We start from the raw sequence: 13,784 nt of genomic DNA on the forward strand, positions 1-13,784 counted from the left end.
CTAGCGCAAAGGGCCCGGCACAGGAGCGGGCCCGGTTTTGGAGTCGACGATGAAAGACTGGCTGGACGAGATCAAGTGGAACAGCGACGGCCTGGTGCCGGCGATCGCCCAGGACCACAAGACCGGACGCGTACTGATGATGGCCTGGATGAACCGCGAATCGCTGGCGTTGACCGCCGCCGAACAACGCGCCATCTACTGGTCGCGTTCGCGTGGCAAGCTGTGGCGCAAGGGCGAGGAATCGGGGCATGTGCAGAAGTTGCACGAAATGCGCCTGGACTGCGATGCCGACGTGATCATCCTGATGGTCGAGCAGCTGGGCCATATCGCCTGCCATACCGGCCGTGAAAGCTGCTTCTACCGCGTCTACCAGGACGGCCAGTGGCAAACCGTCGACCCGGTGTTGAAAGACCCGGATGCCATCTACAGCGCAGGACACTGACATGAGCGACACCCTCACCCGCCTGGCCGAAGTGCTCGAACAACGCAAACACGCGGCGCCCGACAGCTCTTACGTGGCCAGCCTGCACCACATGGGCCTGAACAAGATCCTCGAGAAGCTCGGCGAAGAGTCGGTGGAGACCATCATCGCCGCCAAGGATGCCGCGCTCAGCCAGGATTACAGCGATGTCATCTACGAAACCGCCGACCTGTGGTTTCATAGCCTGGTCATGCTCAGCGCGCTGGGCCAGCATCCACAAGCCGTACTCGATGAACTGGAGCGCCGTTTCGGCCTCTCCGGGCATGATGAAAAGGCCGCTCGCGCGCCTTCTGTCTGACGTATTCCGGGGGCGCCTTGCGCCCCTTTCGCGACGCAAGGCCGCTCCTACAGGCGCCGCGTCGCAAGGTAGATTGGTGACACTGTAGGAGCGGCCTTGTGTCGCGAAAGGGCTGCAAAGCAGCCCCAAAACCAGATGACCAACACACATTTTTCAGGAGTACGAAATGGGTATTTTTGACTGGAAACACTGGATCGTCCTGCTGGTCGTCGTGGTCCTGGTCTTCGGCACCAAGAAGCTGAAGAACTTCGGCAGCGACCTGGGCGAATCGATCAAGGGCTTTCGCAAGGCCATGAACGAAGAAGAGAACAAGCCGGCCGAACAGACCCCGCCGCCCGCCCAGCCGGTTCCACCGGTGCAGGCCACCCAGCAGCAAGCCGCCGCGCCGCAGGCGCAAGGCCACACCATCGAGGGCCAGGCCCAGCCGGTCCAAGAGCCGCAGCGGAAAGACTGAGCCATGTTCGGCATCAGCTTCAGCGAACTGCTGCTCGTCGGCCTGGTGGCCCTGCTGGTGCTCGGCCCCGAGCGCCTGCCCGGCGCCGCGCGTACCGCGGGGCTGTGGATCGGCCGGCTGAAACGCAGCTTCAACGCGATCAAGATGGAGGTCGAGCGCGAAATCGGCGCCGACGACATCCGCCGCCAGCTGCACAACGAGCACATCCTGCAGATGGAAGAGGAAGCCAAGCGCATCCTCAACCCGCTGGCCCCGCCTGCCCAGCCGCCCGCCGCCGCGCCCACGCCAGCACCTGCCGCGCCGCCGGCTGCGCCTGAGCAGCCCGAACAGCCTCAACCGCCGCGAGCCCCATGAGCGAAAATCCGCAAGACGACCAGCCGATGCCGCTGGTTTCGCACCTGACCGAACTGCGCACCCGCCTGCTGCGCTGCGTGGCGGCGATCTTCCTGATCTTCGCCGGGCTGTTCTCGTTCGCCCAGCAGATCTACACCCTGGTCTCGGCGCCCTTGCGCGCGCACCTGCCGGCCAACGCGACGATGATCGCCACCGACGTGGCCTCGCCGTTCCTGACGCCGTTCAAGCTGACCATGATCGTTTCGCTGTTCCTGGCCATCCCGTTCATCCTGCAGCAGATCTGGGGCTTCATCGCACCGGGGCTATACCGCCATGAAAAGCGCATCGCCATCCCGCTGCTGGTGTCGAGCATCCTGCTGTTCTATGCCGGCATGGCGTTTGCCTATTTCCTGGTGTTCCCGCTGATGTTCAGCTTCTTCGCCGCGGCCACCCCGGAAGGCGTGTCGATGATGACCGACATCGCCAGCTACCTCGACTTCGTCATGACCCTGTTCTTCGCCTTCGGCGTCGCCTTCGAAATCCCGGTGGCAGTGGTACTGCTGGTGTGGATCGGCGTGGTCGATGTGCAGTACCTGAAGAAGATGCGCCCCTATGTGATCATCGGCTGCTTCGTGGTCGGCATGATCCTCACCCCGCCGGACATCTTCTCCCAGACCTTGCTCGCCGTGCCCATGTGGTTGCTGTTCGAAGTGGGCGTGCTGTGCGGCAGCCTGATCCGCAAGCGCAGCCACGAGCCCGAGCAAGCCACGGACGACCACAACGACCAGCCGCCTGCGACCCAACCGTGAACCTGTTGCTCCTCGAAGAGGCCGACTTCGTCTCGGCCGACCGCGTCGTCCTCGCTGACCGGCGCTTCACCCACATGCAGGAGATCCACCGCGTAGCGGTCGGCGACACCCTGCGCGTGGGCCGTATCAATGGCCTGATGGGCAGCGCCACGGTGGTGCGCCTGGCGCAGCACGAGGCCGAACTTGAAGTGGCCGTCGACCAGCCGCCACCGGCCAAGCTGCCGCTGACCCTGGTGCTGGCCGTGCCGCGCCCGAAGATGCTGCGCCGGCTGTTCCAGACCGTCGCCACCCTTGGCGTGCAACGGCTGATCCTGGTCAACAGCTACAAGGTCGAGAAAAGCTTCTGGCAAACGCCCTTCCTCACCCCCGCAAGCATCCGCGAAAACCTCATCCTGGGCCTGGAACAGGCGCGTGACACGGTGCTGCCCGAGGTGATCATCGAGAAGCGCTTCAAACCGTTCGTCGAAGACCGCCTGCCCGCCATCGCCGACGGCACCCTCGGCCTGGTCGGCCACCCCGGCCCCTACCCGGCCTGCCCGCGCGCCGTCGAAGGCCCGGTGACCCTGGCCATCGGCCCGGAAGGCGGCTGGATCCCCTACGAAGTCGAGCTGCTGGGCAAGGCCGGCCTGTCGCCGGTGCAGTTGGGTGAGCGCATCCTGCGCGTCGAAACGGCTGTAACTGCCTTACTCTCAAGGATTTTCTGACAGACGGGTCAGCTTTGCCCCATTAAGTTTCCCCGGCGCAAGCCGATGGCCTGACAACACAAAAATATTCCGTGCTGTCTAGTTGCCGGGGAGTCGAAAATGTATCAATTCTTATCCCAATCGTTGGGTAATGTGAGCGTCAATCGCAAGCTGGGGCTGGGGTTCGGCCTGGTGCTTCTGCTGACCCTGGCCATCACATTGACCGGTTGGCTGGGCATGGACAGCATCATCAATCGCGGTGACAAGCTGGGCAACATTTCGGTCATCTACGGCTACACGCAAGACCTGCGCATTGCCCGCCAGCACTACCAACGCCAGCCCGACCAGGCGTCGATCAACGAACTGGACCAGGCGCTGAACAACGTCGAACGCCAGGTCACGCTCATGCTCGGCCAGATCGAGCAGCCCGCCGACCACCAGCGCCTGCAGCAGCAGCTCGACGCCATCCGCCTCTATCGCCAGGCGTTCACCGAGCTCAAGCAAAACCCCAACGAGCAGATCCTGCAGCGCATGGCCGACCAGGGCACGGTGCTGCTGCAAACCAGCCAGGCAATGACCGAGTCGCAAACCAAGGTGCGTGACGCCGGCGCCCGCCAGGCCAAGGCCATGCTCGCCGGCGCCACCGGCCTGGCGCTGCTGCTGGGCCTGCTGGCGGCCTGGGCCATCACCCGGCAGATCATCCTCCCGCTGCGCCAGATCCTCGCCGCCGCCGAGCGCGTGGCCAATGGCGACCTGCGCCAGGACCTGCCCAGCACCCGCCGCGACGAGCTGGGCCAGCTGCAGGCCAGCATGCAGCGCATGACCCAAGGCCTGCGCGAGCTGATCGGCGGCATCGGCGACGGCGTCACCCAGATTGCCAGCGCCGCCGAAGAGCTGTCGGCAGTCACCGAGCAGACCAGCGCCGGGGTCAACAATCAGAAGGTGGAGACCGACCAGGTGGCCACGGCCATGAACGAAATGGCCGCCACCGTGCATGAAGTGGCGCGCAACGCCGAACAGGCCTCCGAGGCGGCGCTGATGGCCGACCAGCAGGCCCGTGAGGGGGATCGCGTGGTCAGCGAGGCGGTGGCGCAGATCGAGCGCCTGGCCAGCGAGGTGGTCAACTCCAGCGAGGCGATGAACCAGCTCAAGGCCGAGAGCGACAAGATCGGCAGCGTGCTCGATGTGATCAAGTCGGTGGCCCAGCAGACCAACCTGCTGGCCCTCAATGCCGCCATCGAGGCGGCCCGGGCCGGCGAGGCCGGCCGTGGCTTCGCCGTGGTGGCCGATGAGGTGCGCAGCCTGGCCCAGCGCACCCAGCAGTCCACCGAAGAGATCGAAGAGCTGATCGCCGGCCTGCAGAGCGGCACCCAGCGCGTGGCCAGCGTCATGGACGCCAGCCGCCAGCTCACCGACAGCAGCGTCGAACTGACCCGCCGCGCGGGGACCTCGCTGGATACCATCACCCGCACGGTGTCGTCGATCCAGGCGATGAACCAGCAGATCGCCACGGCGGCGGAGCAGCAGAGTGCGACGGCCGAGGAGATCAACCGGAGCGTGATGAATGTGCGGGATATTTCCGACCAGACGTCGGCGGCGAGCGAGGAGACGGCCAGCTCCAGTGTCGAACTGGCGCGGCTGGGGACGCACTTGCAGGGGTTGGTGGGGCGGTTCAGGCTCTGAGATTGCGGGGGCGCTTTGCGCCCCAATCGCCGGCAAGCCGGCTCCCACAGGGTGGGTTACCTTGCTGTGGGAGCTGGCTTGCCAGCGATTGGGCTGCAAGGCAGCCCTAGTGGTTACAGCACCTGGCGCAGGAAAGCCTGGGCCCGCGGGTCTCTAGGCGAATCGAAGAACGCCGCCGGCGCCGAGTCTTCCAGCAGCTTGCCGTGATCGAAGAACAGCACGCGGTCCGCCACTTCCCGGGCAAAGCCCATTTCGTGGGTCACGCAGACCATGGTCATGCCTTCCTGGGCCAGGGTCTTCATCACATCCAGCACCTCGCCGACCATTTCCGGGTCGAGCGCCGAGGTCGGCTCGTCGAACAGCATCACCTTGGGCTCCATGGCTAGAGCCCGGGCGATCGCCACCCGCTGCTGCTGGCCACCGGAGAGGCGCGACGGGTACTCGTTGGCCTTCTGCGAAATGCCCACCTTCTCCAGCAACGCCCGGGCCTTGGCTTCGCGGTCGGCCTTGTTGCGCTTGCGCACCACCTTCTGTGCCAGGCACAGGTTCTCCAGCACGGTCATGTGCGGGAACAGGTTGAAATGCTGGAACACCATGCCGACTTCGCGGCGGTAGGCGTTGATGTCGGTCTTCGGGTCGTCCAGGCGCAGGCCATCGATGGCCACGTGGCCTTCGTCGAAGTGCTCCAGGCCGTTGAGGCAGCGCAGGAAGGTCGACTTGCCCGAACCGGACGGGCCGAGCACCACCACCACTTCGCCCTTGGCCACTTGCGTGGTGACGTTGTCCACCGCGCGCACCACCTGGCCACGGGTGTCGAAGACTTTCAAAAGGTCACGGACTTCAATCACTTTGCGCAAGCCTCCGCTCGAGCCGGCTGGCCAGGTGCGACAGCGGCAGGTTGATCAGCAGGTACAGGCCTGCCACGCAGAACCAGATCTCGAAGGTCGAGAACGAGGTGGTGATGGCCTCGCGGCCGCTCTTGGTCAGTTCGGTGATGGCGATCACCGACACCAGCGAGGTGTCCTTGACCAGGCTGATGAACTGCCCGGCCAGCGGTGGCAGCACGCGCTTGAACGCCTGCGGCAGGATCACGTGGCGCATCGACTGGCTGGCATTGAGGCCCAGGGAGCGCGCAGCTTCGTTCTGGCCCTTGGCGATCGACTGCACGCCGGCACGCACGATCTCGGCCACGTAGGCACCGGTGAACAGCGCCAGCGCCGCCACCCCGGCGAACTCGCGGGAGAGGTTGAGCACCGTACCGATGAAGAAGTAGAAGATGAAGATCTGCACCAGCAGCGGCGTGCCGCGCACCAGCTCGACATACACCGTCGACAGGTCGCGCAGGGTCGGGTTGTTCGACAGCCGGCACAACCCGGCGAACAGGCCGATCACCAGGCCCAGCGCGCCAGACACCACCGAAAGCCACAAGGTGGTCCACAGGCCCCAGGCCAGCGGGCCAGCCGCCCAGTGGCGGGTCACGCCAATCTGGTCGCCTTCGGCGACGTCGTCACCGCGGCTCAGTTGCAGGCTGTCCTTGGCCACGTCGAGCACTTGCTCATCGCCGCTCTCGTCCTTGAGGGTAACGCGCGCGTTATCACCGGAGACGACGATTTCCTGCACCGTGCCGTAGCCGCTGGCGCGCTGTACTTCCTCGGCCTTGTAGGCGAAGTACTGCGGTACGCGGTTCCAGCGCCACTCGTAGGACATCATCGAAGTGGCCAGGTACAGGCTGATCGCCAGGCCCACCAGGACCAGCGCGGTCAGCGCGTGCCAGGGCCACTGGGCTTTCTTGTGTTTGATCACGTGGGTACTTCCGTAAATGCGAACGCGCAGGGTTTACCTGCGCGTCGGGGTCAAAGCCTTGGCTTGTGGCCTGGGGCCTTATTCCATTTCCTTCAGCCAGTCCTTGTTCTTGAACCACTTGTCGTGGATACGATCGTAGGTCCCGTCATGCTTGATCTGGTGCAGGAAGTTGTTGATGAAGTTGATGCTGTCGTAGTCGCCCTTCTTCAGGCCGAAGGCCAGCGGCTCGTAGGTGAAGGGTTCTTCGAGGAACAGCAGCTTGCCGGCGCCGGCCTTCTCCACTGCCACCACGTTGTACGGCGCGTCGTAGACGAAGGCGTCAGCCTTGCCGTTGACCACGTCCATCACCGCTTCCTGCTCGTTGTCGTAGCCGTGGTACTTGGCCTTGGCGATCAGCTTCTTGGAAACCATCTCGCCGGTGGTGCCGAGCTTGGAGGTGATGCGGTACTTCTCGTTGTTCAGGTCCTTGTAGGTCTTGATCTCGCCCGCCAGCTCCTTGCGGATCAGCAGGGTCTGGCCGACCACGATGAAGGGTTCGCTGAAGTTCAGGCGCAGGTTGCGTTCCTGGGTCAGGGTCATGCCGCTGCCGATGATGTCGAACTTGTCGGTCAGCAGGGCCGGGATGATGCCGTCATAGGCAGTGGAAACAGCCTCGAACTTGACGCCCATGGACTTGGCCATGGCTTTGAGGATATCGACCTCGAAGCCGATGATCTCGCCGCGCTTGTTGGTCATCTGGAACGGCATGTAGGTGGGGTCCATGCCCACCCGCAAGGTGCCACGCTTGACCGCGTCGTCGATGGCGCCGGCCTGGGCGCAAGCGACCGCGACCAGCGCGGTGACGCCCACCAGCAGGCGCGAAAGGTATTTCTTCATCATCACCAAGTCCCCTAGCAAGAAAAGTAGCGAATCTTATCGTTGGCTCGGCCAGAACGGCCGGCGTGTTTTATCGGAAAGGGATGCTAACGCATGGCGGCCCTGGGACCTAGAGCCGGGGGGGACTTTGTTGGCCAAAATCCGATTGGGCGGGAATCTTCGCGGGCCCTCATCGCCGGCAAGCCGGCTCCCACAGGTTCACCCCAGTGCTTTGCATCTGTGGGGTGCCTGTGGGAGCCGGCTTGCCGGCGATGGGCCGCAAAGCGGCCCTAGGCTGGATCAGGCGCCGACGAGTGCCGGTTGGCCTTCACTCTCCGGGTGCAGCGGCAGCAGCGGCGAATGCGGGTCGTTGTTGATCGACGCGCGCCACACATCGATCCACGCCGCGTTGTGCTCGGCCCAGACCTGCTCATGCAGGCGGGTCAGCGCCACCGGGTCGCTGAGCAAGGCCAGGCGGGTATTGAGGTCCAGCCCTTTGGGGCCGACTTCCAGCGCCTTGGCCACACGCTCGGCGCGCAGTGCCTCGATCGGGGCTGCCTGGCCATGCCGGGCGGTGGCCATGGCGCAGGCCAGGGCGTTCTGCCGCGGGTCGACCACTGCCCGCACGAAGCCGTCATGCAGGGCATGCCAGCGGTTTTCGTGGGTGTACTGGTCGGTTGCCAGCAACTCCTGCGGGGTCGCGTATTCCTCGGGGATCAGGAACAGCTTCTCGTCCTTGGCCGCCAGGCCCAGGCGGGTGCGGCTGGAGATCACCGAAACCGGGATCGACAGCACCAGCGAGCCGACGATCGGCGCCAACCACCACAGGAAGCTCGGGTTAAGCCACGCCACCAAGGCAGCCCAGGCAAAGCCCAGCAGGGTTTGCGGGCCATGCCGGCGCACCGCCTCGCTCCATGGCGTGGAGTCGTCGTCACGCTGCGGCGAGTTCCAGGTCGCGGCCCAGCCGAGGAACGCGGCCAGCACGAAGCGGGTGTGGAAGATCATCCGCACCGGCGCCAGCAGCATGGAGAACAGCATCTCCATCAGCATCGACAAGGTGACCTTGATGCGCCCGCCGAACTCGACCGCGCCCTTGGCCCAGATCAGCACGATGCTCAACAGCTTGGGCAGGAACAGCAGCACGATGGTGGTGGAGAACAGCGCAACCGCCTTCTCCGGGTGCCACTGCGGCCACAGCGGGTAGAGCTGGTAGGGCTCGATGAAGTACTGCGGCTCCATCAGCGTGTTGGTCGCCAGCAGCGCGGTCGACAGCACCAGGAAGAAGAACCACAGCGGCGCCGACAGGTACGACATCACCCCGGTGAGGAACACCGCACGGTGCACCGGGTGCATGCCCTTGACCAGGAACAGGCGGAAGTTCATCAGGTTGCCGTGGCACCAGCGGCGGTCGCGCTTGAGCTCGTCGAGCAGGTTGGGCGGCAGCTCTTCGTAGCTGCCCGGCAGGTCGTAGGCGATCCACACGCCCCAGCCGGCGCGGCGCATCAGCGCGGCTTCGACGAAGTCGTGGGAAAGAATCGCACCGGCGAACGCGCCCTTGCCCGGCAACGGCGCCAGGGCGCAGTGCTCGATGAACGGCTTCATGCGGATGATCGCGTTGTGGCCCCAGTAGTGCGACTCGCCCAGCTGCCAGAAGTGCAGGCCGGCAGTGAACAGCGGGCCGTACACGCGGGTGGCGAACTGCTGCATGCGCGCATACAGGGTGTCCATGCCCGAGGCTTTCGGCGCGGTCTGGATGATGCCGGCGTCCGGGTTGGCCTCCATCAGGCGCACCAGGCTGCTCAGGCACTCGCCGCTCATGACGCTGTCGGCGTCGAGCACGACCATGTACTTGTACTCGCCGCCCCAGCGACGGCAGAAGTCGTCGAGGTTGCCGCTCTTGCGCTTCACCCGGCGCCGGCGGCGGCGGTAGAAGATGCGGCCAAAGCCCTTGGTTTCGCGGCACACGTCCAGCCAGGCCTGTTGCTCGGCCACGGCGATGTCGGTGTCGTTGGTGTCGCTGAGCACGAAGAAGTCGAAGCGGTCGAGGTTGCCGCTGGCGGCCACCGACTCGAACGTGGCGCGCAAACCGGCGAATACCCGCGGCACGTCTTCGTTGCAGATCGGCATCACCAGCGCGGTGCGCGCTTCAGGGGCGATCGGCTCGCTGCCGGCACTGCTGCCGGAAATGCGGTACTTGTCACGCCCGGTGAGCAGCTCGAGGAAGCCCATCAGCGCGGTCCAGAAGCCCGCCGACACCCAGCAGAAGAGGATACCGAAGAGAATCAGGATGGACGTCTGCAAGGCATACGGCCAAACCTGCACCACGGTGTCCCACAGCGGCTGGTTGAGCACTTCGTCGAGGTCGACGAACGACCAGCCCTGGTACGGCAGGATGCCCTTCATGTACCAGCCGGCGACGATGGTCTGGCCGATCATCAGGGCCAGCAGGATGTAGCGGCGGATCGAGCCGACCGTGCGCCAGCGCGCCTTGGGCAGCTCGCGCTGCTCCGGCTGCGGGGCGTTGGTGCGGCCGGTCAGGCGCCGCCACATGCGGATCAGCACGTTGGTACGCCAGGGCTCGGGCACCACCTTGGTGCGTTTGATCGGCGGCGCGATCTTCAGGCACAGCCGGCCGCTGCCGTCGACGCCGAGCATTTCGGCGTCTTCCAGCTCGGCGGCGCTGCCCACGGTCAGGCGCGCGCCCACCGAGGCCTGGACGGCCTCGGCGGTGTCGGCGGCAGGGTTTGCCGCCAGGCGTTGGTGCAGCTCACCGAACGACGTGCAGCTGGCGAGTTCCGCGCGCTGCTCATCGCTCAGTGGGAGGTGGGCCAGGTACTCGCCAAGCGATTCTGGCCTTGCGCTTGAGTTACTCATCGGCAGGCAACTGATAGCTCCAGGTCTCGGTCAGCACTTTTTCGGTGGTGGCCGGCGACCCGTTGGTGGGCGCCGCATCGGCGGCAGGTTGTTCGGCCTTGGCTGGCTCCTGCGCCTTGGCGGTTTTTTCGTGCTTGGCGTGCTTGGCAGCGGCCTTGTCCTGCTTGCTTTCCTGGGCAGGCTTGGCCGGCTCGACCGGCACGTCACGTACCAGCGCGGCGCGCATTTCGGTGGCCTTGTTGGCTTCCTTGACCTTCAACCGCAGGGTCAGGCGCCAGCCTTTGGTTTCTGGGTTATAGCGCAGATTGTTCTCGACCACCTCGGCATTGTCGCCGACGCTGATCTGGCTGCGCACCGCGGTGTCTTCCGGCAGGGCGGCCAGGGCCGGGCCTGCGAAGTCGACCAGGAAGGCCACGCTGCCGTCTGGCTGGCGAATCAGGTTGGACTGCTTGACGTCACCGGTGGAGCGCAGGGTCTGCTTGACCCAGCCCAGGTCCGGTGCCTGGAACTGCTGCTCGTCGATGGTCCAGTGCAGGCGGTAGGCGTACTCGATCGGCTTGCCTGGCTCAGGCAGCGTCTCGGGGCTCCAGAAGGCCACGATGTTGTCGTTGGTTTCGTCGGCGGTCGGGATCTCGACCAGGTCGACGGTGCCCTTGCCCCAGTCGCCCTTCGGCTCGATCCAGGCGCTCGGGCGCTTCTGGTAGTTGTCGTCGAGGTCTTCGTAGTCGCTGAAGGCGCGCTGACGCTGCATCAGGCCGAAACCACGCGGGTTCTCGACGCTGAAGTTGCTCACGGCCAGGTGTTTCGGGTTGTTCAGCGGGCGCCACAGCCACTCGCCGTTGGCTGCGTGGATCGACAGGCCTTCGGAGTCATGCAGGGCCGGGCGGTAGTTGAGGACCTTGGACGGCTGGTTGGGGCCGAACAGGTACATGCTGGTCAGCGGCGCGATGCCCAGGCGGCTGACGTGGTCACGCAGGAACACGCGCGACTGCACGTCGACCACGGTGTCGCTGCCCGGACGCAGGATCAGCTTGTAGGCGCCGGTGGAGCGTGGCGAGTCGAGCAGGGCGTAGATCACCAGGTGCTTGTCGGCCGGCTTGGGCTTTTCTACCCAGAACTCGGTGAAGCGCGGGAATTCCTCGCCCGACGGCAGTGCAGTGTCGATCGCCAGGCCACGGGCCGACAGGCCGTACACGTGGCCCTTGCCGACCACGCGGAAGTAGCTGGCCCCCAGCAGGGTCATGATCTCGTCCTGCTTGTCGGCCTTGTTGATCGGGTAGAGCACGCGGAAACCGGCGTAACCCAGGTTCTTGGTGGTTTCCGGGTCGTGCGGCACGTCACCGAACTCGAAGCGGCTCGGGTCGTACTTGATTTCCTCGACCTTGCTCGCCGTGACTTCGTTGATCTTCACCGGCGTGTCGAAATGCATGCCCTGGTGATAGAACGACAGCTTGAACGGGGTCTTGTCCTTGGCCCACTCGGCCTTTTCCTGCAGGAAGTGAATCTTCTGGTAGTCGGCGAATTTCATGTCGCGGAAGACTGCCGGCAGATTGCTTTTAGGTGCTTCGTACTTCTGGCCGGCGAGATCCTTTGCCTTGGCTGCAACATCGTCAAGATTGAATGCCCACAGCTGGCCCGCGCTCATCAGGCCGACCAGTGCGACACTGGCCATCAGGGCCTTGCGCAGCCGAGTGCCGGGGATACTTGATGCTTTTTGGGGACTAACAATCACGAGCAACCCTCGCCGAAAACAGATCATGAAACCAACGGCCAGCGACAAATGCCGGGTTGGCGAGCACTGTTCGGACCCCGTGAGGGCGTAATGATTCCCCAAACGGATCCAGACAATGCTCGAGTCAGAGTGAAACGAACCTGCGAACGCAGGCCCACGCAGCGCGCGATTATCCAGCAGGATGCGTTACAACGCATCAGGCTGAACCAACTATTTATCGTACAAAACCCCTTGTTTTCCTATAAACAAAGGGTTTTTTTACCTCATATTTGTAACAGAAATGTCACCGGGCCATCATTGACCAGGTGCACCTGCATGTCAGCCCCGAAACGCCCGCTGCCGACAACCGGGTGCTGGCCCTGGGCTTGCTGCAGCAAGTAGTCGAACAGCTCGGCGCCCAACGCCGGCGGTGCGGCGCTGGAGAAGCTCGGGCGCATGCCGCTGCGGGTGTCGGCGGCCAGGGTGAACTGGGACACCAGCAGCAAGCCGCCGCCCACATCCTTGAGCGACAGGTTCATCTTGCCCTGCTCGTCGCTGAACACCCGGTAGTTGAGCAACTTGTGCAACAGCTTATCGGCATGCTCGCGGGTATCTTCAGGCTCGACCGCCACCAGCACCAGAAGGCCCTGGTCGATGGCGCCGACGATTTCGCCGGCCACCTCTACCCGCGCGCCGCGCACGCGCTGCAACAGCCCCTTCATGCTTCTTCCAGGGGCAGGTCGAGCAGGCGCCGGGCCATCTGGTCGGCCGCGCGCACCAGCGCGTCGGTGATGCCCGGCTCGGACGCGGCGTGGCCGGCGTCGCGGATCACCTTGAGCTCGCTGTTCGGCCAGGCCTGGTGCAGCGCCCAGGCGTTGTCCAGCGGGCAGATCACGTCGTAGCGGCCATGCACGATCACCGCCGGCAGGTGGGCGATCTTGGGCATGTCGCGGATCAGCTGGTCGGGCTCGAGGAAGGCATCGTTCATGAAGTAGTGGCATTCGATGCGGGCGATCGACAAGGCCCGCTGCGGCTCGGAGAAGCGGTCGACCACCAGCGGGTTGGGGCGCAGGGTGGCGGTGCGGCCCTCCCAGGTGGACCAGGCCTTGGCGGCATGCATCTGGGCGATCTGGTCGTTGCCGGTGAGGCGCTTGTGGAAGGCCTTGACCAGGTCGCCGCGCTCCTCCGCCGGGATCGGCGCGATGTAGTCCTGCCAGTAGTCAGGGAACAGGCGGCTGGCGCCTTCCTGGTAGAACCACTGGATCTCCTGTGGGCGGCACAGGAAAATGCCACGCAGGATCAGGCCATGCACGCGCTCGGGGTGGGTCTGGGCGTAGGCCAGGGCCAGGGTCGAACCCCACGAGCCGCCGAACAGCACCCACTTGTCGATGCCCAGGTGCTTGCGGATGCGCTCCATGTCCTCGACCAGGTGCCAGGTGCTGTTGTTCTCCAGGCTCGCGTGGGGCGTGGAGCGGCCACAGCCGCGCTGGTCGAAGGTGATGATGCGGTACAGGTTGGGGTCGAAGTAGCAACGGCTCTGGGCATCGCAACCCGCGCCCGGGCCACCGTGGATGAACACCACCGGCAGACCTTCTGGCGAGCCGCTCTCATCGACATACAGCACATGCGGCGCTTCCACGGCCAGATCGTGCCGGGCGTAGGGTTTGATCTGCGGGTAGAGGGTCTGCATTGCGCACTCCGTGTGAGGATATTGACTGCCGTTGGGCATCATAAACCTGAATTGCGCTCAGAGCATGTGTCTGACGCTAGATCATGCTACCCACAGGCCCGGCACCGCGC

General features: G+C 64.8%; 14 protein-coding genes. 7 read left to right on the forward strand and 7 right to left on the reverse strand.

Annotated elements, in window-relative coordinates; all coding sequences use genetic code 11:
* The first annotated feature begins 49 nt into the window (after positions 1–49).
* From hisI to ACIPG5_RS04670, 7 genes are all read left to right on the forward strand, one after another.
* Positions 50–442, forward strand: coding sequence for a phosphoribosyl-AMP cyclohydrolase (gene hisI / locus ACIPG5_RS04640; protein WP_176515044.1), 393 nt, complete (start codon positions 50–52; stop codon positions 440–442).
* A 1-nt stretch (position 443) separates the two neighbouring features.
* The gene (locus ACIPG5_RS04645; RefSeq protein ID WP_176515042.1) at positions 444–779 is read left to right on the forward strand and encodes a phosphoribosyl-ATP diphosphatase; all 336 of its coding nucleotides are present in this window, start codon (positions 444–446) and stop codon (positions 777–779) included.
* A gap of 166 nt (positions 780–945) precedes the next feature.
* A complete protein-coding gene (locus ACIPG5_RS04650; protein WP_236238015.1) occupies positions 946–1,233 on the forward strand; it encodes a twin-arginine translocase TatA/TatE family subunit in 288 nt (95 codons plus the stop codon).
* Positions 1,234–1,236: 3 nt separating this feature from the next.
* Positions 1,237–1,587 (forward strand): Sec-independent protein translocase protein TatB, encoded by a 351-nt coding sequence (gene tatB / locus ACIPG5_RS04655; protein WP_176515038.1) that lies wholly within the window; start codon positions 1,237–1,239, stop codon positions 1,585–1,587.
* The gene (gene tatC, locus ACIPG5_RS04660; protein WP_176515036.1) at positions 1,584–2,375 is read left to right on the forward strand and encodes a twin-arginine translocase subunit TatC; all 792 of its coding nucleotides are present in this window, start codon (positions 1,584–1,586) and stop codon (positions 2,373–2,375) included. Before tatB ends, tatC begins: the two co-directional genes overlap by 4 nt.
* Positions 2,372–3,079 (forward strand): 16S rRNA (uracil(1498)-N(3))-methyltransferase, encoded by a 708-nt coding sequence (locus ACIPG5_RS04665; RefSeq protein ID WP_176515034.1) that lies wholly within the window; start codon positions 2,372–2,374, stop codon positions 3,077–3,079. Before tatC ends, ACIPG5_RS04665 begins: the two co-directional genes overlap by 4 nt.
* Before the next feature lie 99 nt (positions 3,080–3,178).
* Positions 3,179–4,741, forward strand: coding sequence for a methyl-accepting chemotaxis protein (locus ACIPG5_RS04670; RefSeq protein ID WP_401373567.1), 1,563 nt, complete (start codon positions 3,179–3,181; stop codon positions 4,739–4,741).
* Positions 4,742–4,854: 113 nt separating this feature from the next.
* Here the strand turns inward: ACIPG5_RS04670 and ACIPG5_RS04675 are convergent, their stop codons facing one another.
* The 7 genes from ACIPG5_RS04675 to pip form a co-directional block, all read right to left on the reverse strand.
* Positions 4,855–5,589: an amino acid ABC transporter ATP-binding protein gene (locus ACIPG5_RS04675; protein ID WP_176514053.1), complete on the reverse strand. Its 735-nt coding sequence runs from the start codon at positions 5,587–5,589 to the stop codon at positions 4,855–4,857.
* Positions 5,582–6,544, reverse strand: coding sequence for an amino acid ABC transporter permease (locus ACIPG5_RS04680; protein ID WP_176514028.1), 963 nt, complete (start codon positions 6,542–6,544; stop codon positions 5,582–5,584). The genes ACIPG5_RS04675 and ACIPG5_RS04680 overlap by 8 nt, the downstream gene beginning before the upstream one ends.
* Positions 6,545–6,622: 78 nt before the next feature.
* Entirely contained in the window at positions 6,623–7,420 is a 798-nt protein-coding gene (locus tag ACIPG5_RS04685; RefSeq protein WP_176514055.1) for a transporter substrate-binding domain-containing protein, read from the reverse strand.
* Positions 7,421–7,699: 279 nt separating this feature from the next.
* The gene (gene mdoH / locus ACIPG5_RS04690) at positions 7,700–10,273 is read right to left on the reverse strand and encodes a glucans biosynthesis glucosyltransferase MdoH (RefSeq protein WP_176514031.1); all 2,574 of its coding nucleotides are present in this window, start codon (positions 10,271–10,273) and stop codon (positions 7,700–7,702) included.
* Complete coding sequence (locus ACIPG5_RS04695; RefSeq protein ID WP_219824858.1) at positions 10,266–12,005, reverse strand: glucan biosynthesis protein G; 1,740 nt, start codon at positions 12,003–12,005, stop codon at positions 10,266–10,268. The genes mdoH and ACIPG5_RS04695 overlap by 8 nt, the downstream gene beginning before the upstream one ends.
* A 263-nt stretch (positions 12,006–12,268) precedes the next feature.
* Positions 12,269–12,706: a D-aminoacyl-tRNA deacylase gene (dtd, locus tag ACIPG5_RS04700; RefSeq protein ID WP_176514035.1), complete on the reverse strand. Its 438-nt coding sequence runs from the start codon at positions 12,704–12,706 to the stop codon at positions 12,269–12,271.
* Positions 12,703–13,674 (reverse strand): prolyl aminopeptidase, encoded by a 972-nt coding sequence (pip, locus tag ACIPG5_RS04705; RefSeq protein ID WP_176514037.1) that lies wholly within the window; start codon positions 13,672–13,674, stop codon positions 12,703–12,705. The genes dtd and pip overlap by 4 nt, the downstream gene beginning before the upstream one ends.
* Positions 13,675–13,784: the final 110 nt, after the last annotated feature.

Origin of the sequence: Pseudomonas sp. NPDC087029, from assembly GCF_044745345.1 — a bacterium.
Taxonomy (GTDB): domain Bacteria; phylum Pseudomonadota; class Gammaproteobacteria; order Pseudomonadales; family Pseudomonadaceae; genus Aquipseudomonas; species Aquipseudomonas faucium.